This is a genomic window from Bacillus cereus group sp. MYBK101-2 (assembly GCF_051918845.1).
GTDB lineage: Bacteria > Bacillota > Bacilli > Bacillales > Bacillaceae_G > Bacillus_A > Bacillus_A paranthracis.
Genome location: NZ_JBQAIE010000006.1, coordinates 250933 through 270795 on the forward strand (window position 1 = coordinate 250933; position 19863 = coordinate 270795).

Sequence of the window (19863 nt, forward strand, 5' to 3'; positions counted from 1 at the left end):
TTAACAACTAAAACGGCTAAACTCAAGTAAATTCGAGTTTGGCCGTTTATTATGTAGTGCATTTCTAATGAAATTCATAACTAACGTGATCTCTTTTATAGTTTTACTTTTTCGTTTGACCAGATAGTTCGACAGACTTTTGTGTACAACGTTGCATAGCTGAAATGATGGCTGTTCGTAAGCCTTTTTCCTCTAAAGTTGCTACAGCTTCTATCGTTGTTCCGCCAGGGGAACAAACCATATCTTTCAATTCACCTGGATGTATTCCTGTTTCTAGTACCATCTTTGCAGATCCTAATACAGCTTGAGCTGCGAATTTATATGCTTGATTTCTTGGCATACCATCTAGTACAGCAGCATCTGCCATCGCTTCTATTATCATATATACGTATGCTGGTGAAGAGCCACTTACAGATGTTACAACATCCATTAATTTTTCACTTACAATCTCTGATTGACCAAAACTATTGAAAATGTTTAGCACATCTTCTAAATCTTTTTCTGTCACCATTTCATTCGGGCATAATGCTGACATTCCTTCTCCAACAAGAGCAGGAGTATTAGGCATTACTCTTACAACTTTTAAGTTTTTATTAAAGGCATTTTCAGTACTTTCAATACTTTTACCAGCAGCGATCGTAACGACGATAGCATCGTTTTTTATCACTTCTTTAATTTCGTTAATTACTAACGGGTATAAGTCTGGTTTAATTGATAAAATTAAAATATCAGCATTTTTAGCGACTTCATTGTTGTCAGTAGTTATAGTTATTCCGTACTTTTCACTAGCATTTTCTAAATTCGTCGTGTTTAAATCTGAACAAATGATATGATTTGAAGACACTATCTTTTTGTTTAGCATCCCGCCAATTATAGCCATCCCCATATTTCCGCATCCGATGAATCCAATTTGTTTATCCATAATAATTCAATCTTGCTCCTTTTTTAATAAATTATATCATTTCGAAATTGTTATCTTAGTATAACAATAACATCTCTGTGCAATATAAAGAAACATTCTAAGAGAATATATTCCTTTTTGCAACATGAAAAGATAAAAAATAATTATATTCGACATTATGTAAATATATACACTATAATGTAAGGTTTATGTTTATAAATATGAGTTGAACTTTTATCAATTTGTATTTTCATTCAGTAGAGCAATAACTTCATACAAGTAACTCGCAGCTCTATTTATTTTTAAAAATACCTCTTGACACCAAATCGAACTATATCGCATAATATAAAAAAATTAAACCGAAAATCGTTGAAGGGAAATAGTACATATGTCTTCTTGCGAAAGAGAGTGGAATTCACCGGCTGAAAGATTCCTCGTATAGAATATATCGAACCTATCCCTGAGTCTTAAATGAAAGTTTAGGCGTTCGCCTGCGTTATAGGCACCAAGTGGATATCTATGTATATCAATTAAGGTGGTACCGCGGAACAATGACCGTTTCGTCCTTTTTATTTTATTAAGGGCGAAGCGGTCATTTTTATTTTGCTCTTAAATAGGCTACGTGCAGCACTCATAAGAATAGAAATCGCTGCAAGCTGTATGAATAGAAGTGTAATTTAGACTTGGGGGATAAAAAAGTGAAGAAACAGCGAATAGTTGTAAAGATTGGGAGCAGTTCTTTGGCGGATAGTCTTGGAGGCATTTCTAAAGAACAACTTTCAGATCATGTTGCCGCATTAGCTCGATTGAAAGAGGAAGGGCATGAAGTTTTGTTAATTACATCTGGGGCTGTCGCTGCAGGTTTTTCTGCTCTAGGATATCCTAGCAGACCTGTAACAATTAAAGGAAAACAGGCTGCTGCGGCTGTCGGACAAAGTTTGTTAATGCAGGCGTACACGGAGGAATTTCATAAATACGGTATCGTTACTGCACAACTATTGCTGACGAGAAGTGATTTTTCTAGAAAAGAACAATATAGTAACGCTTACGCGACGTTAGGAGAGTTACTAAACCGTTCTGCTCTTCCAATCATTAATGAAAATGATTCCATCTCTTTAGAGGAGTTAACGTTCGGTGATAATGATATGCTGTCAGCTTTAGTAAGCGGACTTGTTTCGGCAGATATGCTTATGATTTTTACAGATGTGAACGGTTTATATGATAAAAATCCTCAAAAAAATGAGGATGCGAAAAAATATTATTTCCTTCCTGAAGTTACAGAAGAAATCGCTTCTCTTGCTGGAGATGCTGGTTCAAAACTTGGGACTGGTGGTATGAAGTCAAAAATCGACGCTGCAAAGACAGCGCTCTCTCTTGGAGTAAGTGTATTTATCGGAACAGGACGTGGACAAGAGAAATTTGTTGATGTTTTAAAGGGGAAAGGTGACGGGACGTATGTCGGAAATGCCCCTCAAAAAGAAATGAAGATGAACAAGCAATGGATTGCCTTGCATTCGCTTGTTAGCGGTCAAATTGAAATAGACGCTGGAGCAACTACAGCTATCATTCAGCATGGTAAAAGTCTTCTTCCTGCGGGTGTTACAAATGTGTCAGGATTTTTCAAAGTTGGCGATGTTGTAGAAGTCATGACGCAACAAGGGCGCGTAATTGGAAAAGGACAATGCACATATAGCGCAGAGGAATTAAGAGAGATAAAAGGTATGCAAAGCCAACATATTCAAGCAAGAGGCGAAAGGCATAATTATGAAGTCATCCATAGGGATCATTGGGTTTCACTTTAAGAATAGTGATGTTAAAAAGGAGGAAATAAAAATGAATGAAGTGTTAGCAAAGGGGAAAAGAGCGAAAGAGGTTGCTAGGGAACTGGTACTAAAATCTACACATCAAAAAAACGAAGCACTTGATGCAATTGCAAATCAATTAATAAGTGAAACAGCTTATATTTTAGAGGAAAACAAACGAGATATCGAAGAAGGTAAGGCAAAAGGATTTTCTAATTCACTCCTTGATCGACTAATGCTAACTGAACAACGCATTGTTGATATGACAGAGGGGATTAAGCAGCTAATTGAATTACGTGATCCTGTAGGAGAATGTGTAAGTGCATGGGAAAGACCAAATGGATTATCTATTCAGGAGATGCGTGTACCACTTGGTGTTGTTGGCATGATTTATGAGGCAAGACCGAATGTGACGGTGGATGCTGCTACAATTTGTTTAAAAACTGGAAACGCAGTCATATTACGTGGTAGTTCTTCTGCTATTCATTCTAATAAGGCGATTGTTGCCGTTATTCACAGGGCGCTCAAACAAACAAGCTTACCTCAAGAAAGCGTACAGCTTATAGAAGATACAACGCGAGTTAGCGCAAAGCAGTTGTTTACAATGAATGATTATTTAGACGTTCTTATTCCAAGAGGTGGCAAACAATTAATCGATACTGTTGTGAGAGAAGCGTCTGTTCCAGTACTTGAAACAGGTGCGGGAAATTGTCATATTTTTATTGATGAAACAGCGAATACGCAAATGGCAATTGATATTATTATAAATGCAAAAACGCAGAGACCATCTGTATGTAATGCGATTGAAACGATTGTACTTCATGAGAAGTGGGCACAGCAATATGGTAGCGAGTTGTTTTCTTCTTTGAAGGAAAGAGGCGTGGAGCTACGTGGTGATCAAAAAGCATTGGCATTGGATTCTTCAATTGTACTTGCTTCAGAAGAAGATTGGGGGACAGAATTTTTATCTCTCACGCTGGCAGTTAAAGTAGTTTCTTCTATAGAAGAAGCGATTCATCACATAAATACGTATGGATCTATGCATTCTGAAGCGATTATATCAGAAAACGAGGAAAACGTTAGCAAATTTTTCGTATCTGTTGATGCTGCTGCGCTGTATCACAATGCATCAACCCGTTTTACTGATGGATCTGAATTCGGATTCGGAGCTGAGATTGGCATCAGTACACAAAAGCTACACGTAAGGGGACCAATGGGGCTTCCTGCATTAACTTCTACAAAATACGTCATTCGTGGAAATGGACAAATTCGAAAATAAAAATAAAAGACACTCCATTTGTTTGGGTGTCTTTTATTTTAAAAATTATTTACCATACAAAAAGCCCAACAAGCATAGCGCTTAATAAGGAAACAGCCATTCCGCTCACAAGAAGCTTCCAAACATTTTTCCCGATGACTGATGATTTTTCGCCGCCAAATAATGAATTGTAAGTTCCATAAATCATACCTACTGTACTAAAGTTAGCAAAAGAAGCTAGAAATGTTGTGGCAACCGCAACCGTATGCGGTTGTAAAGACTTTAAGTTTGATTTTAAATCCATCATTGCAACAAATTCATTCGTCGTTATTTTGATCCCCATTAGTTCAGCTACATACATAGCATCACTGCCCGATAAACCGAGTAAAAAAGCGAAAGGACTAAAGATAATGGAGAAGATTTTTTGTATTGTTAACCCCGTTACAAAAAATCCTAAAATCCCATTTAAACATGCAGTTAAAGCTACATAACCAATTACCATAGCTAAAATAACGATAACCATATTCATCCCGACTAACATACTGTTTGAAATAGTAGAAAAGAAATCCTTTTTTTCATGTTTAGAAGGTGTGTAAACAACATCTTCTTCTTTCGAAACTTCCACAGGATTTAATACATTGGCTAAAATTAATGCGTTAATACAGTTTAATGGGATTGCGCTGAAAATATAAGTTGCTGGAACCATTGATAAATAAGCGCCAAGAATGGATCCGCTAACGCTACTCATACTCATAATCCCAAAAGTTAATAATCGATTTTCTTTTAAAACAGATAATTGATCACGAACAACCGCAAGTGCTTCGGTGTTTCCTAAAAACATCATTTGAATCGAAAAGAAACTTTCTAACTTTGGTAAACGAGAAATCTTTGAAATAACTGCACCTACTTTATCAATAATCCAAGTTAAGATTCCAAAATAAGAAAGAATATCAAAGAACGTGATAACAAAAATGATAGGAAGTAATGCGCTAAAGAAGAAATCAATTGTTTGATTTTCCATAGCGGAAGGAAATGCAAATCGAATTCCTTCATTTGCACATGCCAGTAGCCAACTGAAAAATGAAGCAATTTTATTAATGATAATACTGCCTAGCTTTGTGCCTAACATAAACCACGTAATAAAAAGCTCCAATATGATGAGAATTACAATTGGTCTCCATTTTATATGTTTTTTATTAGGCGAACATAAGTAAACAATTAATATGACAACGAAAATCCCTAACATATTCAATATGAAATACATGTCAACAACTCCTTGAGGCTTATTATTTGTATATAAAAAAGCCTCTATTCTTCCAAATTTGGATTATGATTAGAAGTTATGAAGAAGGTTAATGATGTTTGGGATTCCTGTATTTTAATTTGCTTTATTTTGAGCAATCGCAGTATTTACAAAACAAGTAGCTATTTTCAATTATTTGGTTGCATGTTAAACGTAAGCAAATGTAAACATCGCTTATAAATAAGAACGGTGAGTTGGCCATGAACCTTGGAGTTTTCGAAGTTGTATAATTTGTCCTGTATGATAAGCATCGTGCAAAAGGATATTCATATATTGTTGCCAAATTGGTAGAGAAGGCTTTGGTTGGTCTAGTTCTGCTTCTTGAAAGGATGTTAATGAAGATAGTAAGGCATCATGTACTTGAAGCGTTCGTTTCACTGTTTGCTGCCAAGCATCATCATCATTAGGTCCACCTTGGCTAAACGTATCATCATTATTTTGTGGAGCAACAAATGTATCATCTTCATGAATGCGGGAAAGTAAGCGCTCTTTAAAGACTAATAAATGGTTCACATTTTCCCAAATCGTATTACTGGCAGCACCTTCTGGTTGCCAACATGCTTGTTCAGCGGTAAGATTCTTTAACGCTTCTGATATTGGTGGGTACCATTCTTCTTCGTAAAAAACTTGTTGGACTCCATTTTGCAACATTTCTTTTCTTCCCATCCGTATAGCCTCCTGTTCATTTTCTTCATAAAATACATTCTCTTTTCGTTTCAATATACCTTCTCTATAGCTGAGCAAGAGAAGGAAATGCAACGTATAACAGGGCCGTTAATAATCAAGATTTTCATTGAGTCAGAATGAAAAAGAGTATAAACCTTTCTCTATTTGCTCATTGATTAGAGTTTTTTTGAATTCGTAAAATAATTCTAAAAATATAGAAGGTTAAATTCGATAAAAATAGAATTTAATATATAGCAAACAAGGAGGGATAAAAATGGAGGTCTATCACATAACGAGTAGAAAGAGGGAAACTTATAACGTTCAAGTGAAATATTCGATACTTTTCGAATGTGCGCTTGGCATTGCTGCGATTACTCATAAGCGGTTAATTGATACTCTTGAAAAGAGCCAAAATGAATGGGAAGAAATTAAGAAATCATTAACAGAAGAAATGAGAGAGCACTTACAATTTGTCGAAGAACATAATACGTGGAAAGCATTGCTTCAGTTGTTGTATGAAGAAGATTTTCACGATGTATCGCAGTTTCATACTACAATCGATTCACTTTCAGAAGTAGATTTGAAGTATATATGTTTACCGTTTTTAGGGGAGAAGTATGAAGAGAAAAGACGTTTAGCCGCAAGTAAAGATGTAAATGCAATACATGAACTAATGGAACTGACAAAAGATCATCAGTTTTTCTCTACTTATATTCGTTTTATATGCGATGTTGATGTACAAGTGCTGAAAGCCCATTTAATTGCTGTTATGACAGGATGGTATGAGAGCGTTATTCAAAAAAAGGAAGAAGAAATACGTTCTATATTAAAACGAGATTATGAAGCAAAGGTTGAAATGAATAAAAAGATGAAACCAGAAGAGTTTGTCGAGTGGGCTACAGGTGGCGTTCATTATATGCCAGAACCAAGTGTTCATTACGTGCTTCTTATCCCGCAAATGACGTACAGGCCTTGGAATATTGAAGCGGATATTGAAGATACGAAAGTATTTCATTACCCAGTTGCAAACGAAAGTATCCATCCTGAAGATCCATATGAACCCAATTATTTTTTAGTTCAAAAGCATAAAGTTCTTGGAGATGAAGCGAGGTTACGAATTGTAAAAATGTTGTTCGAAAAAGAACGAACATTGCAGGAAATTACAGAAAGACTGCAACTTGGTAAATCTACTGTACACCATCATTTGAAATTGTTACGTGCGGCGAAGTTAGTGGATATACATGACGGAAAATATGTATTAAGAAAGAAAGCAGTACAGTCTTTAGCGAAAGAATTAGATATGTTTTTGAATAGATAATTAACAACGAGAATGTACATAAAGGGAGGAATATAAAAGAAAAGTTGGTGTGTGAAATTGAAAAATATATTGAAAAATCGTTCGTTCTTTTTTATGTGGATTGGTAGTGCAATCTCTGAATTAGGAGGGGCTTTCGGAACGTTGTGTAATTCAATTCTAGTATATGAGTTAACAGGGTCAGAAATGGCTTTAAGTAGTATGTGGTTATTATATTTCATCCCATCACTCATATTGCAATTAATAAGTGGCCCATTTATTGATAAATGGAGCCGGAAGTGGATTATGATATTTTCGCAATGGGTGCGAGCTTCCGTTTTCTTACTACCGTTAGTCATGTTACTTACTAGTAGTATAGAAGTTTGGCATGTGTATATCGTACAAATTATAATCGGGCTTATTACGCCGCTGTATACACCTGCAAGTCAAGCAATTACACCGAGCATTGTAAATGAAGAACAACTTCAAGACGCAAATGCATATATTGATGGGATGTCTCGACTTATGATGTTTCTTGGACCAATATTAGGCGGAGTGGCCATTCATTTGATTGGAGTAGAACTTACACTATCTTTCGTATGTATTTGTCTATTTGTTAGTGGCGCTTTTTTACTTTATATAAAAGAAAAGCGAACAACACAATCCATTCGGAAAACGTGGCTAGAACAGTTTCTTCACGGTTTTACATATTTTTTCACAAAACCAGTTATCGTTTGGCTCAGTGTCTTTCTTACTTTCGTGCAATTTGGAGTTGGGGTTACGCTAGTTACAAACCTTCCTTATATAAAAGATGAGCTGTCAGCAGGGTATGCGGAGTTTGGTTATTTTATGGCTGGTTTCCCGTTTGGCTATGTAATTGGATCAATACTAGTCGGAAAAGTAACATATAAAAGCCGGCGTATTCTCATGCTTGGTGGATTGTTTATAGGAGGACTAACATACATTGCTCTAGGGTTCAATCATAGCATTATCATTGCAATAATAGTTGAAGTAATAGCAGGGATTTGTATTTCATTTTTCAATGTTCATAACACAACAATATGCCAACAAACAGTACCAAACAATATGATAGGACAAATATTTTCAGTGCGTTTATTTTTCATACGATCCGCTATGCCGTTAGGTGTGTTATTAGGAGGCATACTAAGTGAAATGTGGGGAGTAAGATCACTTTACTTTATCATCGGTGCGATTATATGTGTTACTTCTTTAATAGGAATATTCCTTCCATATTTCAAATTTTTAGATGAAGCTGTTGAAGAGAAAATAGCATAATTCAAACAATTAAAACTTTTTAATTGAAAATAATTATCATAATCAACTATAATAGAAGAATACTAGTATTCGTATTAAAAAGAGGGAGTGGAATATATGTTTATCGAAACGAAAACATTTACAGTCAAAGAAGGTACATCAAATATAGTTGTAGAACGTTTCACTGGCGAAGGTATTATTGAAAAATTTGAAGGCTTCATCGACTTGAGTGTTCTTGTGAAAAAAGTAAGACGCGGCGACGAAGAAGTTGTCGTTATGATTCGCTGGGAATCTGAAGAAGCATGGAAAAACTGGGAAACAAGCGAAGAACATTTAGCAGGGCATAGAGCGAGTCGTGGGAAACCAAAACCAGATCATATCATTAACGTTGATCACGCAGTTTATTATGTAAAATCATCGAAAGCGGCTTATCAACAGTCGTAATATATATGTATGTAAAGGTAGAGGATATTTGTTTAGGAATAAACAAATATCCTCTTTTTTGATTTATAGTAAAATATGGATGTGATATATGTTTTATTGTTTCGTTAAATGGAGGTAAATGAAGTGAAAAAAATGTTTGGAGGTTACAAATGTTAGAAGCACAGACATCTATTAAACATGAACAACATAAAAAATTAGTGCAAACAATAGTAGCTGAAATCTTATCAATAGATAAGGTAACTGGATGTATGCTTATCGGTTCTGTCGCAAGAGGTGATGCATATCCTGATTCGGATTTAGACTTATATATTCTTTTAGAAGACGGACAAAAGAAGAAGTTTCATTCTGAAACGAGAGAAGAAATTTTAGTTGAATATAAGTATGCGGGTGTTAATCAAATACTAGTAAACTTTCAAAACAATCCGATGGAACTATACTCATTTTTAGAAGGGGAAATTTTGTTTGATAAAAGCGGTGAGCTAAAAAAGTTAAAGGAAATAGCTGCATATGAATTTGAAAACTATCGTGTTTCTAGCGACAAAGTGAAAAGTATTTCTCATTGGTTACATAGTTCGCTCATTAAAATTCAGTCTGCTTTGAAAGCAAATGATGAGTTAAAAGCTTCATACATCGTTCATACTTCAACTTGGACATTGTTAGAAGGGATATGGGCTATTAATAATAAACCTACACCGCCAGCGGGATCTGTTTTAAGGTATATTCAAACGCTGCCGAATAAGCCAATTCATTTGAAAGCATTCCTTCATAAATTATTTTTAGGGGATACGAAAGAACGTATTGAATCGGCAATCGTGTTAATGGAGTGGGTGTTACATAAATAATAGTGTCTAATGTTGTTGGTAAATCGATATCTCGTTTCTAAGAGCCTATATATTGGGAAAATCGTTGATATAAATTTCATATACTACATAACTAGCAACTAAAAGAGCGTAATCTAGTCTAATTTCCAGCTAGATTACGCTCTTTTTAATCCAATTGAATCTCAAATTCAAGCACAGCTTGATCTTTCCTAAACGGCATATTGAGTTCTTTAAATCGTAAGCTTATTCCAGACGAATTCTCAGGAAGGGCAGGAGATATAACGAAATGATGACTAAAATGTCCATCAGTGCCGCCACCACCTTCTGGCCAGCAGTCATATGTATTATCTATTGATAATTGGAAGAAACTATGAGGCTTATTTTCATTGAAAACTTCATCAGTGGAATCCCAATCGCTATATAAATAAACTACACTAGCATTTGCGTATTGCCGAATAAAAGTTACCGTATACATGATACCATTATGTTCATATGTTTTAAAAACCGGTATATGTTTTTGGAATGCAGTTGGTTCAACGCGAGGTTTAAATTCCCCTTCGTCCATCATGGATGAGAAAAGTGAATTTAGATAATCTGGATAAAATCCGTATTGCTTTGCCCATTTATAAATAGCTTCATCATGTGGAAAACCTGGATCACCACCTGAAAGTTCTTTCCGTTCTTTTAATAGGGCACAAATTTTTTCATCGATAGTATATAATCTTTCATCGTAATAATCAGTAGGGCGTTCAAAATTCATTCGTTGCATAATCATTCCTCCTTTTCTTTATTTTAACAAAAAAAGAAAGGGCAATACATTTTTAAATATAAGTATTAAGTGTTAATTTAAAATCATTTATAAATCAAATATTGTAGACTTAAAATGAAGTTTGAAAACAAGTTCTATTTTGCAAAGAAATTGCTTATGCATAAAATAATAATAATGTATGAATCAAGCAGGTATCCCATATGGTAAAGTACGAAACTATTAGTAGTACAGTGAAATTAATAGGAGGTTACCGCTATGACAGCTGTTTTTAAAGATATGGCATTCCAGCTAAAAACGGAACGACTCGACCTGAATATGTGGGAGGAATCAGATGCAGTCTGGCTGAGACAATTAATTGGTGAACGTGGTGTGGACATGCCAACCATTGAATCTGTTCGTAGCTCTCTTATCGAAATGCGCAAGAAAGCAACTGAAAATGGCATTTCTCTTCTTACTATACGTAGGCGAGAAGAAGGGGATTTCATCGGATACTGTGGCTTAATTATCGGTCGAGCCACGCTTGAAGAGCCGGAGATTGCATACGAGTTGTTCCGTAGTGCTCATCGCATGGGTTATGCGACAGAGGCAGCATCAGCGGTATTGGAGGCTGCGATTGCTACGGGGCGCAAAAGACTATGGTCTACTGTAGGCGCTTGGAATACTGCGTCTTTTCGGGTGTTAGAGAAGTTAGGATTTAAGCGGCATCATAGTACGTTTGGCGAACGCGGTGAGATTGTTTGGAATGTGCGCGATCTGTAGAGACCTGGCCAAATTTGAAATAATAAGAAATGTCAAAGAAAGCCCATATGTTAGGTATGGGCTTTTCCTTATAGTAAATCTTGATTTTTTATTTATTTAAGTGTAATAGTCTATCTCTCACCTTAATTTTTCACATCATTATATAATTCCAATGCCTCTTTCACATTCAATCCATTTTTCACGATACCATGAATCGCTTGAATCATCGCAGCAGGATGTTCAGATTGCCATATGTTTCTGCCCATATCGACGCCAATTGCGCCTTCTTGCAGTGCATTGTACGTAATGTTTAATGCGTCTTCAATTGAATCTAGTTTTGGACCGCCAGCGATTACGACTGGGGCAGGGCAAGTGCTGGTGATTTTTTCGAATCCTTCGCAGTAATACGTTTTAATAATGTCAGCACCCATTTCAACGCATACACGGGAAGCGAGTGCTAGAAAGCGTGCTTCACGTTTTTGCAGTTCTTTTGCAACTGCGGTAATGCCGAGTACTGGCAGACCATAATCGTGTGCTTCTGAAACTACATTTGCGAGATTTGATACGGTTTGTGTTTCATAGTCTGATCCGATGAAAACAGAAACACCGACGCCAATTGCGTTTTGTTTTACTGCTTCTTTTACAGGTGTAACAATTGTTTCATTTGCTAAATCTTTACCGACGACAGTAGCTCCGCCTGATACACGCATAACCATCGGTGTGCTGCAGTTTTCAGGAATACAGGAGCTAAGTACGCCTCGAGTTAAAAAGAGGGAATCTGTGTAAGGAAGTAAGTTTTTAACTGTTTCAAGTGGTTGTTCAAGCCCGTGAATTGGTCCTAAAAAGTAGCCGTGATCTATCGCTAACATAACCGCTCTGCCATCAGGTAAAATTGTATTTAATCGATTTTTAAATCCCCAAGTCATTCAAAATCACTCCTTCGTTAATGTTGGATTTTCCGTTTGAACAGTATCTTTATTTGGTAAATGTGGTGACTTTATAAAAACCGCTTTAAAAGGTTTGTCAGAATGGTTAATAAGATAGTGAGATTCATGAGGACGAACTTGCAGGACATCACCTTGTTTCATTGGAACTCTTTCGTTATTTACATAGAAATCTATTTCACCTTCTAATGCATAAAAGACCTCTTCGCACGTCGTATGATAATGGTTTTGAAACTCTTGCCCAGGCTGAATGACAACAAGGCCAAGATCAATATTCGGACCTTGTATTAAATATTTCGGCCCGTTATCACCGAAGCGATAGGAGAAGTCATTTTCATTCGCTTTTAACATACATTCCACTCCTTTATGTAATGTGTTACAGTGCACCAGGCGCAATCCACATATGTGAAGTGAGCCCTTTATCAGCTAAAGCGAGCTGACTGTCATATACAGTTTTCCATGTTTCATAGAACTCTTTATATAGTTCGTGATTTTCAGTAACTGGTTCGAATGTTTGCTCCCACTGTACAAACTGTTCGGCAGTCTCTTCCATAGATGCATATATGCCAGCACCAACTCCTGCAGCAATCGCAGTTCCTAAAGCAGCTGCTTCTTTCACAACAGGTACTTTTACAGGAATACCAAGGACGTCTGATAAAATTTGTGGCCATAGTTTTCCTTTAGCGGCACCACCAGCAAAAATAACTTCAGAAGGGAATAGACCAGTTAGATTTTCTATTAATTGTAAGTTTCCAAGTGTTACGAAGGCGGCATTTTCTTCAATAGCACGTAATAGCTCTTTTTTTCCACATTTGTCAGCGTCTAAACTTAAATTTAAAAAAGAAGGTGCGGCATGACGCCAAGAAATGTAGTTCATAACGTTTGAAAAAGTAGGGATAATGCCATGTGAGCCGACAGGTACGTCTTTCGCTTGTTCTTCTAATAATTCATAAGCATCTACACCGAGTTTGTCAGCAAGTTTCTTTTCCTCTTGGCAAAAAGCGTCTCGAAACCAGCGCATAACGAGGCCTGGGAAAAAGGCAATCGTTTCGTATTGCCATAGGTTACGTACGACGTGACAATTTATACGAATCGCAGCTTGTGGATCTGGTATTGGCTCAGTAACATTCACTTCTTGTTGCCAAAAACTACCTCCGCATATTAATGTTTGATTCGGTTTTACGACTCCAGTTCCGAGTGATGCCATTTGAGCATCTCCGCCCCCGGCTACGACAGGAATTCCTTCACGTAATCCAGTTAATGCTGCACATTCTTTTGTAACATTACCAATCACAGTGCCAGCTTCATTTACTTTTGGCGAAAATAGTAAAGTTATACCACACTCTTTAGCTACATCGTTATCCCAATTTCTATTTTGTAAATCAAAGATTCCAGACGTACAACCGTTTGAAGGATCAATTTGCAGCACGCCGCTTAGTTTATATAAAATCCAATCGTTTAACATTGTAAAAGAGTGAATAGAATTATAGACGTCGGGTTCATGTTTTTTTATCCAAAGTAGGCGAGGTAAAGCACCTAATGAAAAAGTTTGCCCAGACTTTGTATATAAATCTTTTTCAAGATGTGACCGAATTTCTTTTAGTTCACTAACCTCCGCGGATGCACGCCCATCAACATTTGCACACGCCCATATTTCTTGCCCATTTTTATCATATAAAACAAAACCTTCTCGCATACTAGTAGCGCTAATAGCTTGAATGGAAGAGGGCGAGATATTACTTCTTTGTAAAACTTCTTTCGTGCATTGTTGTACAAGCTTCCAATTTTCTATTACATCAAAGTTCATAGAGCCTGAATAACGAGGGTCAGATTTGTGAATCCATTCTTTTTGACTTACTGCAATTTGATTACCCTGTAAATCAAAAAGAACTGCTCGTATGCTTCCCGTACCAGCATCGAAAGCTAATAAATTGGACATTAACAATCACCATCCTTTCGTAATAAGGAGAGGGCAGTTTCCTCATCGGTAATTAATGTATGAATAAACTTTCCTTTTAAGGCACCATAAATTGCATCTATCTTTTCAGTACCTCCAGCAACACCGACGACATGCTTCATATTGCGCAAAACAGAGAGGGACGTGCCAATTAGACGATTGTGATGCGAGAGCTCTAATAAATCGCCATTTGTATCATAAAACTGTCCTAAAATATCGCCAGCACCGTTTTGACTACGAATATATGTCATCTCACGTAAAGTTAATTTTTCTTTTTTTACAATCGTAGCGTCTTGAGATAGCCCACCAATCCCAACAACAGCCGTATGAGCAAGTGAAGCGACATGAAGCATATCTTTTACGCTCGGTTCTGATAGAATACTTTGCGCCATTTCGGTTGTAGACGCTAGAAACGGCGTAGGGATAATGTGAAGATCGCCTTGCATGTAATGTAAATAGTTTTGTTTTCTCGGGAGATAGTGATTTACTCCGCCTGTTAACGTTACGATTGAGAGATTAATAGAACTTTCGAAATGAATGTTTTCTAGCATTTTGCTAATTGTTTCTCCCCAGCCAATACCGAGTAAATCTCCTTGCTGGAGCTGGGTTTCTAAATATTGTGCAGCAGCTTTTCCGAGAGAATCGTGATAATTGTTTACTGGGGTCGGGATAATAAAAGCATCTTTTAAGTGGAATTTTTTCATTAAGTCACGCTCAATACTTAAACAGTGCAAACCAGTCCCTTTTACGTGAAATGTAACGATACCTTCACTCCGCGCCTTCTCTAATAACCGAACAACTTTATTTCTTGAAATGTGAAGAAGTGAAGCAATCTCTTGTTGTGTTAATTGGTCTTTGTAATAGTACCAAGCTACTTTCGTTAATAAATTTTCTTCAAAGTTCAGCTGTGTCATACTCTTCATCCCTTTCAACAATTGACCACAGCTTAAACATATGTACCATATATTTTGTTTATTCCAGTTGAAGCGATTAATAGTACGTAGAAAAAAGTGTTCTAGATATAAAAAAAGGAATATACAATGCTACAAAACAAGTAGAACAAATAATCATTTTCTCAAAAAATGTTCTGTATAAAGGCAGGTGACATCATGTGGAGAACGCACCTTTATTACAAGTAAAAAAAATGAGTAAGGCATTTTTAAATCAACTTGTATTGAAAGAAGTGAACATTCAAGTAGAGCGCGGAGATATATACGCTTTAGTTGGAGGGAATGGTGCCGGGAAATCAACATTAATGAAAATATTAACGGGGTTATATTCGTATGATGATGGAGAAATGTATGTAAAAGGAACGAAGCAACAGTTTTCAAATCCGTCAGAAGCACACCGAAAAGGTATGTATTTAATACCGCAAGAACCACTCATTTTTCCGCATATGACTATTGAAGAAAATATATGTATCGGGTTAAAAGAAAAGAAAAAGAAATTAAGAGTACAGATTCAGCAATTGATTAGCAGCCTAGGATGGGATATTGACCTTAATGAACTAGGAGGATCATTATCGATTGCGCAACAACAGTTAGTAGAAATTGTTAGAGGATTAATACGAGAAGCTGAGATTCTTATTCTAGATGAGCCAACATCGACATTAACAACTCACGAAATTAAGAGTCTTTTTGTGTTGATGAAAAGTTTACAAGAAAAAGGAATTGGGATGATTTATATTACGCATCGTTTTCCAGAAATCTTTGAAATTGCCAACAAAGTAGCAATATTACGAGATGGAATGATTGTAAGTCAAGGAGATGTATGTGACTATACATATGACATGCTGATGGAGGGACTATTGCCAAAAGGGTATAAACAGAAAGAGAAAATAGAAGTAGTTCAAGAGACCACAAGGATGAAAGAAATATTAGAAGTGATTGATATAAATGGTCACGCATTCGAAAATATTTCATTCACTGTACATGCTGGTGAGATTGTAGGTATTGCTGGCATTGTTGGATCGGGCAGAACGGAATTAGCAGAAGCGATATTTGGATTGAAAACTGTAAAAACAGGGTCTATTTTATTAGATGGGAAATCAATTGATACATGTTCTTTGCATAAAAGGCTAGACGAAGGACTAGTTTATGTGCCGGAGGATAGGGCGAGGAATGGAATTTTCTCAATGGCTTCTGTTAAAGAAAATATTGCAGCAGCAAGTTTACAGCAAAATAATCGCTTTTTTATAAATCAAGAAAAAGAAAGCGCTTTAGTTAATTCGTTTATAGAACAGTTCCGAATTGTTGTACAGGATATGAATGAAGAACTGGCATCTTTATCAGGAGGTAATCAGCAGAAAGTCGTGCTTGCAAAGTATCTCGCATGTAATCCTAAAATTATTATTCTTGATGAACCGACACGCGGAATTGATGCGAAAGCAAGGATTGAAGTGTATGAGACGATAGAAAAAATGAAAAGAGAAGGACTCGCAATTTTATTAATCTCTTCAGATGTTGAAGAAATTGTTCAATTAGTAAACCGTGTATATATAATGCGAAATGGACAATTTGTTTCTCATTTAGAGAAACAAAATATGAATGTAGATGAAGTTACACGTCTTGCATACGGAGGTGTGATGGAATGAAGCGCATGTTAAAAATGCACGAAACGTCTATCATAACGTTACTACTAATTTATATAGCTATTGTAGGAATGATAAATCCTAGTTTTATTCAATTTAACTCGTTATCTTTAATGGTGAAATCAAGCGTTATTTTAGTCGTGCTAGCAATCGGCCAATCGTTCGTCTTATTTACGAAAAATATAGATGTATCAGTTGGTTCAAGCATGGGGTTAAGTGCAGCAGTTTGCGGAATGTTGCTAACGAATGAATATAGTGCATCCTTGTCGATATTTGCTGCTATTACACTTGGCGCTATTATCGGTTTCGTAAACGGAGTTGGCGTTGCGAAGTTTCGGGTACCAGCCATTATTATGACATTAGGCATGTTAGGAATTATTAGAGGTGCCATGTTAATTTTCACAGGCGGGAAGTGGATTGAAGATATTCCAAACGATTTTAAGCAGCTGTCATCTATCGTCATTCTTGGTTTACCTATAACTGTATGGTTCGTTCTTATTATTTTACTACTACTATACTTCTTTTTAAGGAAAGTGCCATTTGGAAGATACTTTTATGCAGTAGGTGATAATGAAGATGGTGCGAGACTTATTGGTATACCTGTTAATAAAGTGAAGATATGTGCGTTTATAATTTCAGGCATAAGTGCTGCACTCGCTGGTTGCATATTTGTTATGAATATCGGGTTCATTCCAAATCAAACGGGTACAGGATTAGAATTACAAGTAATCGCAGCCGCTGTACTAGGAGGCATTCATTTAAAAGGAGGAACAGGATCTTTATTTGGAGCTGCATTAGGAGCATTATTTTTAGAAACAATAAGCAGTTCACTCGTCTTTCTAAAAATACCAGCATTTTGGAATAATGCTATTTCAGGTTTTTTATTATTACTTATCGTCATACTGGATAGTGTTATGAAAAAGTGGAAGGCCGAAAGGAGGATGAATCTATGAAGTATGTATACAGATGGGAAGGTGTTCTAATTGTATTGCTTCTTATAGAATTCATTCTCTTTAGTTTAATCAATAGTGATTTCTTAAATATTAGTAATCTCCTTTTTAGTACAAATGATTTCCTATTTATCGCAATTGCGGCGATACCAATGACTTTCGTTATAGTAACAGGAGGAATTGATGTATCGGTTGGTTCAATAATGGGGCTTACTTCAATTTTGATCGGTGTACTTTGGCTGAACGAAATACCTATTTTGTTTGCTGTCATAATCGCCCTAATAATTAGTTGCCTATCAGGCGCTTTAAACGGACTCATTATAAAAATGACAGATGTCGAACCACTCGTCGTTACACTCGGAACGATGTTTTTATACGGAGGAATTGCACTCGTCATTTCAGGAGGAGCAGGTGCTTCTGGGTATGAAGGGATAAGTGGTTTACCTGACGTATTTGTACAACTGGCAAATGGTAGTTTTATAGGAATACCGAATTTATTATGGCTACTGATCGTATTAACAGTTTTATGTGCTGTATTATTTCACCGAACTATATACGGACGCCATATAAAATTAACAGGTGCGAACGAAAATGCAGCAAAATACACCGGGATTAAGACGAAGAAAGTAGTCATCATTGCTTACATGCTTTCCGGGTTAGGAGGTGGATTAGGGGGGACTTTCTTAACTGCCTATTTCGGTTCGGCACGTGCTGATATGGGAAGTGAAACAATTTTACCAATCATTACGGCAGTCGTATTAGGCGGGACACTTATTACAGGGGGAAAAGGAAGCATTATCGGTACTGTACTGGCGAGTATTTTCATTGGACTCATGCAGTATGGCTTGCAAATGACGGGTTTAACAAATGAACAATCCAACGTAGTAATTGGTATTATCCTTATTCTTTCAGTTATTATGAGACATTTCAAATTACATCAATTCACACTGGGGAAAAGAAAGAATTTGCATAAGGGGGAAATGTCATGAAGAGAAAACTAGGGATTGTATTCATTGTATGTATTTGTTTAATCGGTTTAATCGCCTGTTCTAGTCAAACCGCAGATAAGAAAAAAGCGGATGATGTGAAATTTGCATTTATCCCGAAATTAACAGGAGTTGGATTCTTTACATCAGGTGGTGAAGGAGCAAAAGAAATGGGGGATAAACTAGGTGTACAAGTGAAATATGATGGCCCCTCTGAAGCAAGTGTTTCTGGGCAAGTAAAATATATAAACAATTTCATTAATCAAAACTATGATGCACTTATGGTTTCTTCAACGTCAGTTGATGGTTTATCGCAATCACTGCAACGTGCTAAGAAAAAAGGTATGACTGTGTTAACTTGGGATTCTGATGTAAATCCGAAAGATCGTTCCTTTTATATAAGCCAAGGAACACCAGACCAACTTGCTAACTTATTAATTGAAATGACTTCCAAGCAAATTGGAGATAAAGGGAAAGTAGCATTTTTTTATTCTAGCCCAACAGTAACAGATCAAAACCAATGGGTAACGAAAGCGAAAGAAATTATTAAAGAGAAATATCCGAACTGGGAAATTGTAACGACGCAGTACGGTGAAAATAATGCGCAAAAGTCTCTGTCAGTAGGGGAGAATATTTTAAAAACGTATCCTGATATTAATGCAGTCATTTGTCCAGATGCAACGGCACTTCCGGCAATGGCACAAGCAGCTGAAAATTTAAAAATGGATAAAAAGGTTGTCGTAACTGGCTTCTCTACACCAAACGTTATGCGTGATTACGTAAAACGAGGAACTGTACAACAATTCGGGTTATGGGACGTAAAACAACAAGGTGCACTCGCAACGTATGTAGCAAATGAAATTGTTGTAAAAGGGAAGAAGTTAAAAGTAGGGGATAGCTTTGAAGTAAAAGGAATTGGAAAAGTGAAAGTAGAGCCAAACTCCATTCAAGGATATGATTATGAGGCAGAGGGAAACGGAATTATCGTACTACCAGAACGAGTCGTATTTACAAAGGATAATATTGATAAATATAATTTTTAGTAACAAAAAACGAGGTTGTCCCAAAAGTAGCTGAATAGCTACTTTTGGGCAACCTCTTTCTTTACAGAAAATATAAAAAAGAATCGTCCATCTTTGATATAATTAAGTCACCACAACCAAAT

General features: G+C 36.4%; 19 protein-coding genes and 1 other annotated feature. Of the genes, 11 read left to right on the top strand and 8 right to left on the bottom strand.

The window, feature by feature from the left end:
* Positions 1 to 103: 103 nt before the first annotated feature.
* Positions 104 to 922 carry a pyrroline-5-carboxylate reductase gene (gene proC, locus ACTFSI_RS15040; RefSeq protein ID WP_138321796.1) on the bottom strand — a complete coding sequence of 273 codons (819 nt, stop codon included), beginning with the start codon at positions 920 to 922 and terminating at the stop codon, positions 104 to 106.
* 339 nt (positions 923 to 1261) lie between these two features.
* Positions 1262 to 1472, top strand: a binding site (T-box leader).
* Positions 1473 to 1599: 127 nt separating this feature from the next.
* Between proC and proB the strand changes: the two genes are divergently transcribed.
* Both proB and proA read left to right on the top strand, forming a co-directional pair.
* Positions 1600 to 2703: a glutamate 5-kinase gene (proB, locus tag ACTFSI_RS15045; RefSeq protein ID WP_000744742.1), complete on the top strand. Its 1104-nt coding sequence runs from the start codon at positions 1600 to 1602 to the stop codon at positions 2701 to 2703.
* Positions 2704 to 2734: 31 nt separating this feature from the next.
* Complete coding sequence (gene proA, locus ACTFSI_RS15050; protein WP_001006658.1) at positions 2735 to 3982, top strand: gamma-glutamyl phosphate reductase; 1248 nt, start codon at positions 2735 to 2737, stop codon at positions 3980 to 3982.
* Positions 3983 to 4031: 49 nt separating this feature from the next.
* Here proA and ACTFSI_RS15055 read toward each other — a convergent pair whose 3' ends face one another.
* Both ACTFSI_RS15055 and ACTFSI_RS15060 read right to left on the bottom strand, forming a co-directional pair.
* Complete coding sequence (locus tag ACTFSI_RS15055) at positions 4032 to 5225, bottom strand: NupC/NupG family nucleoside CNT transporter (RefSeq protein WP_000273612.1); 1194 nt, start codon at positions 5223 to 5225, stop codon at positions 4032 to 4034.
* A 213-nt stretch (positions 5226 to 5438) separates the two neighbouring features.
* On the bottom strand, positions 5439 to 5930 hold the full coding sequence (locus ACTFSI_RS15060; RefSeq protein WP_044792870.1) for a DinB family protein: 492 nt from the start codon (positions 5928 to 5930) through the stop codon (positions 5439 to 5441).
* Between the two features lie 274 nt (positions 5931 to 6204).
* Between ACTFSI_RS15060 and ACTFSI_RS15065 the strand changes: the two genes are divergently transcribed.
* The 4 genes from ACTFSI_RS15065 to ACTFSI_RS15080 all read left to right on the top strand — a co-directional run bounded on the left by ACTFSI_RS15065 (position 6205) and on the right by ACTFSI_RS15080 (position 9785).
* On the top strand, positions 6205 to 7248 hold the full coding sequence (locus ACTFSI_RS15065; protein WP_138321798.1) for an ArsR/SmtB family transcription factor: 1044 nt from the start codon (positions 6205 to 6207) through the stop codon (positions 7246 to 7248).
* Positions 7249 to 7305: 57 nt separating this feature from the next.
* On the top strand, positions 7306 to 8520 hold the full coding sequence (locus tag ACTFSI_RS15070) for an MFS transporter (protein ID WP_197225547.1): 1215 nt from the start codon (positions 7306 to 7308) through the stop codon (positions 8518 to 8520).
* A gap of 96 nt (positions 8521 to 8616) precedes the next feature.
* Positions 8617 to 8943, top strand: a complete 327-nt coding sequence (gene hmoA, locus ACTFSI_RS15075; RefSeq protein ID WP_000469503.1) for a heme-degrading monooxygenase HmoA — start codon at positions 8617 to 8619, stop codon at positions 8941 to 8943.
* Positions 8944 to 9092: 149 nt separating this feature from the next.
* Positions 9093 to 9785: a nucleotidyltransferase domain-containing protein gene (locus ACTFSI_RS15080; protein WP_139895296.1), complete on the top strand. Its 693-nt coding sequence runs from the start codon at positions 9093 to 9095 to the stop codon at positions 9783 to 9785.
* 145 nt (positions 9786 to 9930) lie between these two features.
* Here the strand turns inward: ACTFSI_RS15080 and ACTFSI_RS15085 are convergent, their stop codons facing one another.
* Positions 9931 to 10533 (bottom strand): hypothetical protein, encoded by a 603-nt coding sequence (locus ACTFSI_RS15085; RefSeq protein WP_044792865.1) that lies wholly within the window; start codon positions 10531 to 10533, stop codon positions 9931 to 9933.
* Positions 10534 to 10788: 255 nt separating this feature from the next.
* Here ACTFSI_RS15085 and ACTFSI_RS15090 point away from each other — a divergent pair, with 255 nt between their 5' ends.
* A complete protein-coding gene (locus ACTFSI_RS15090) occupies positions 10789 to 11292 on the top strand; it encodes a GNAT family N-acetyltransferase (protein WP_044792864.1) in 504 nt (167 codons plus the stop codon).
* A gap of 122 nt (positions 11293 to 11414) precedes the next feature.
* Here ACTFSI_RS15090 and lsrF read toward each other — a convergent pair whose 3' ends face one another.
* Genes lsrF through ACTFSI_RS15110 form a run of 4 tightly spaced genes read right to left on the bottom strand, consistent with a single transcriptional unit; the run spans position 11415 to position 15086 of the window.
* Positions 11415 to 12197, bottom strand: coding sequence for a 3-hydroxy-5-phosphonooxypentane-2,4-dione thiolase (lsrF, locus tag ACTFSI_RS15095; RefSeq protein ID WP_138321804.1), 783 nt, complete (start codon positions 12195 to 12197; stop codon positions 11415 to 11417).
* 6 nt (positions 12198 to 12203) lie between these two features.
* Positions 12204 to 12566, bottom strand: a complete 363-nt coding sequence (locus tag ACTFSI_RS15100; RefSeq protein ID WP_000909989.1) for a cupin domain-containing protein — start codon at positions 12564 to 12566, stop codon at positions 12204 to 12206.
* 25 nt (positions 12567 to 12591) lie between these two features.
* Entirely contained in the window at positions 12592 to 14154 is a 1563-nt protein-coding gene (gene lsrK / locus ACTFSI_RS15105) for an autoinducer-2 kinase (RefSeq protein WP_138321806.1), read from the bottom strand.
* A complete protein-coding gene (locus ACTFSI_RS15110; RefSeq protein WP_000192724.1) occupies positions 14154 to 15086 on the bottom strand; it encodes a sugar-binding transcriptional regulator in 933 nt (310 codons plus the stop codon). The genes lsrK and ACTFSI_RS15110 overlap by 1 nt, the downstream gene beginning before the upstream one ends.
* Positions 15087 to 15283: 197 nt before the next feature.
* Between ACTFSI_RS15110 and ACTFSI_RS15115 the strand changes: the two genes are divergently transcribed.
* From ACTFSI_RS15115 to lsrB, 4 genes are read left to right on the top strand one after another with little or no spacing between them, the layout of a single operon-like run.
* Positions 15284 to 16765 carry a sugar ABC transporter ATP-binding protein gene (locus tag ACTFSI_RS15115; RefSeq protein ID WP_138321808.1) on the top strand — a complete coding sequence of 494 codons (1482 nt, stop codon included), beginning with the start codon at positions 15284 to 15286 and terminating at the stop codon, positions 16763 to 16765.
* A complete protein-coding gene (locus tag ACTFSI_RS15120; RefSeq protein WP_138321810.1) occupies positions 16762 to 17715 on the top strand; it encodes an ABC transporter permease subunit in 954 nt (317 codons plus the stop codon). The genes ACTFSI_RS15115 and ACTFSI_RS15120 overlap by 4 nt, the downstream gene beginning before the upstream one ends.
* On the top strand, positions 17712 to 18701 hold the full coding sequence (locus ACTFSI_RS15125; RefSeq protein ID WP_138321812.1) for an ABC transporter permease: 990 nt from the start codon (positions 17712 to 17714) through the stop codon (positions 18699 to 18701). Before ACTFSI_RS15120 ends, ACTFSI_RS15125 begins: the two co-directional genes overlap by 4 nt.
* Entirely contained in the window at positions 18698 to 19741 is a 1044-nt protein-coding gene (gene lsrB, locus ACTFSI_RS15130; RefSeq protein ID WP_000823631.1) for an autoinducer 2 ABC transporter substrate-binding protein LsrB, read from the top strand. Before ACTFSI_RS15125 ends, lsrB begins: the two co-directional genes overlap by 4 nt.
* Positions 19742 to 19863 lie beyond the last annotated feature (122 nt).

Coding starts and splice junctions, on each gene's coding strand:
- proC (WP_138321796.1), bottom strand. CDS start 922: ATGGATAAACAAATTGGATTCATCGGATGCGGAAATATGGGGATGGCT.
- proA (WP_001006658.1), top strand. CDS start 2,735: ATGAATGAAGTGTTAGCAAAGGGGAAAAGAGCGAAAGAGGTTGCTAGG.
- ACTFSI_RS15055 (WP_000273612.1), bottom strand. CDS start 5,225: ATGTATTTCATATTGAATATGTTAGGGATTTTCGTTGTCATATTAATT.
- ACTFSI_RS15060 (WP_044792870.1), bottom strand. CDS start 5,930: ATGGGAAGAAAAGAAATGTTGCAAAATGGAGTCCAACAAGTTTTTTAC.
- ACTFSI_RS15065 (WP_138321798.1), top strand. CDS start 6,205: ATGGAGGTCTATCACATAACGAGTAGAAAGAGGGAAACTTATAACGTT.
- hmoA (WP_000469503.1), top strand. CDS start 8,617: ATGTTTATCGAAACGAAAACATTTACAGTCAAAGAAGGTACATCAAAT.
- ACTFSI_RS15080 (WP_139895296.1), top strand. CDS start 9,093: ATGTTAGAAGCACAGACATCTATTAAACATGAACAACATAAAAAATTA.
- ACTFSI_RS15085 (WP_044792865.1), bottom strand. CDS start 10,533: ATGCAACGAATGAATTTTGAACGCCCTACTGATTATTACGATGAAAGA.
- ACTFSI_RS15090 (WP_044792864.1), top strand. CDS start 10,789: ATGACAGCTGTTTTTAAAGATATGGCATTCCAGCTAAAAACGGAACGA.
- lsrF (WP_138321804.1), bottom strand. CDS start 12,197: ATGACTTGGGGATTTAAAAATCGATTAAATACAATTTTACCTGATGGC.
- ACTFSI_RS15100 (WP_000909989.1), bottom strand. CDS start 12,566: ATGTTAAAAGCGAATGAAAATGACTTCTCCTATCGCTTCGGTGATAAC.
- lsrK (WP_138321806.1), bottom strand. CDS start 14,154: ATGTCCAATTTATTAGCTTTCGATGCTGGTACGGGAAGCATACGAGCA.
- ACTFSI_RS15110 (WP_000192724.1), bottom strand. CDS start 15,086: ATGACACAGCTGAACTTTGAAGAAAATTTATTAACGAAAGTAGCTTGG.
- ACTFSI_RS15120 (WP_138321810.1), top strand. CDS start 16,762: ATGAAGCGCATGTTAAAAATGCACGAAACGTCTATCATAACGTTACTA.
- ACTFSI_RS15125 (WP_138321812.1), top strand. CDS start 17,712: ATGAAGTATGTATACAGATGGGAAGGTGTTCTAATTGTATTGCTTCTT.
- lsrB (WP_000823631.1), top strand. CDS start 18,698: ATGAAGAGAAAACTAGGGATTGTATTCATTGTATGTATTTGTTTAATC.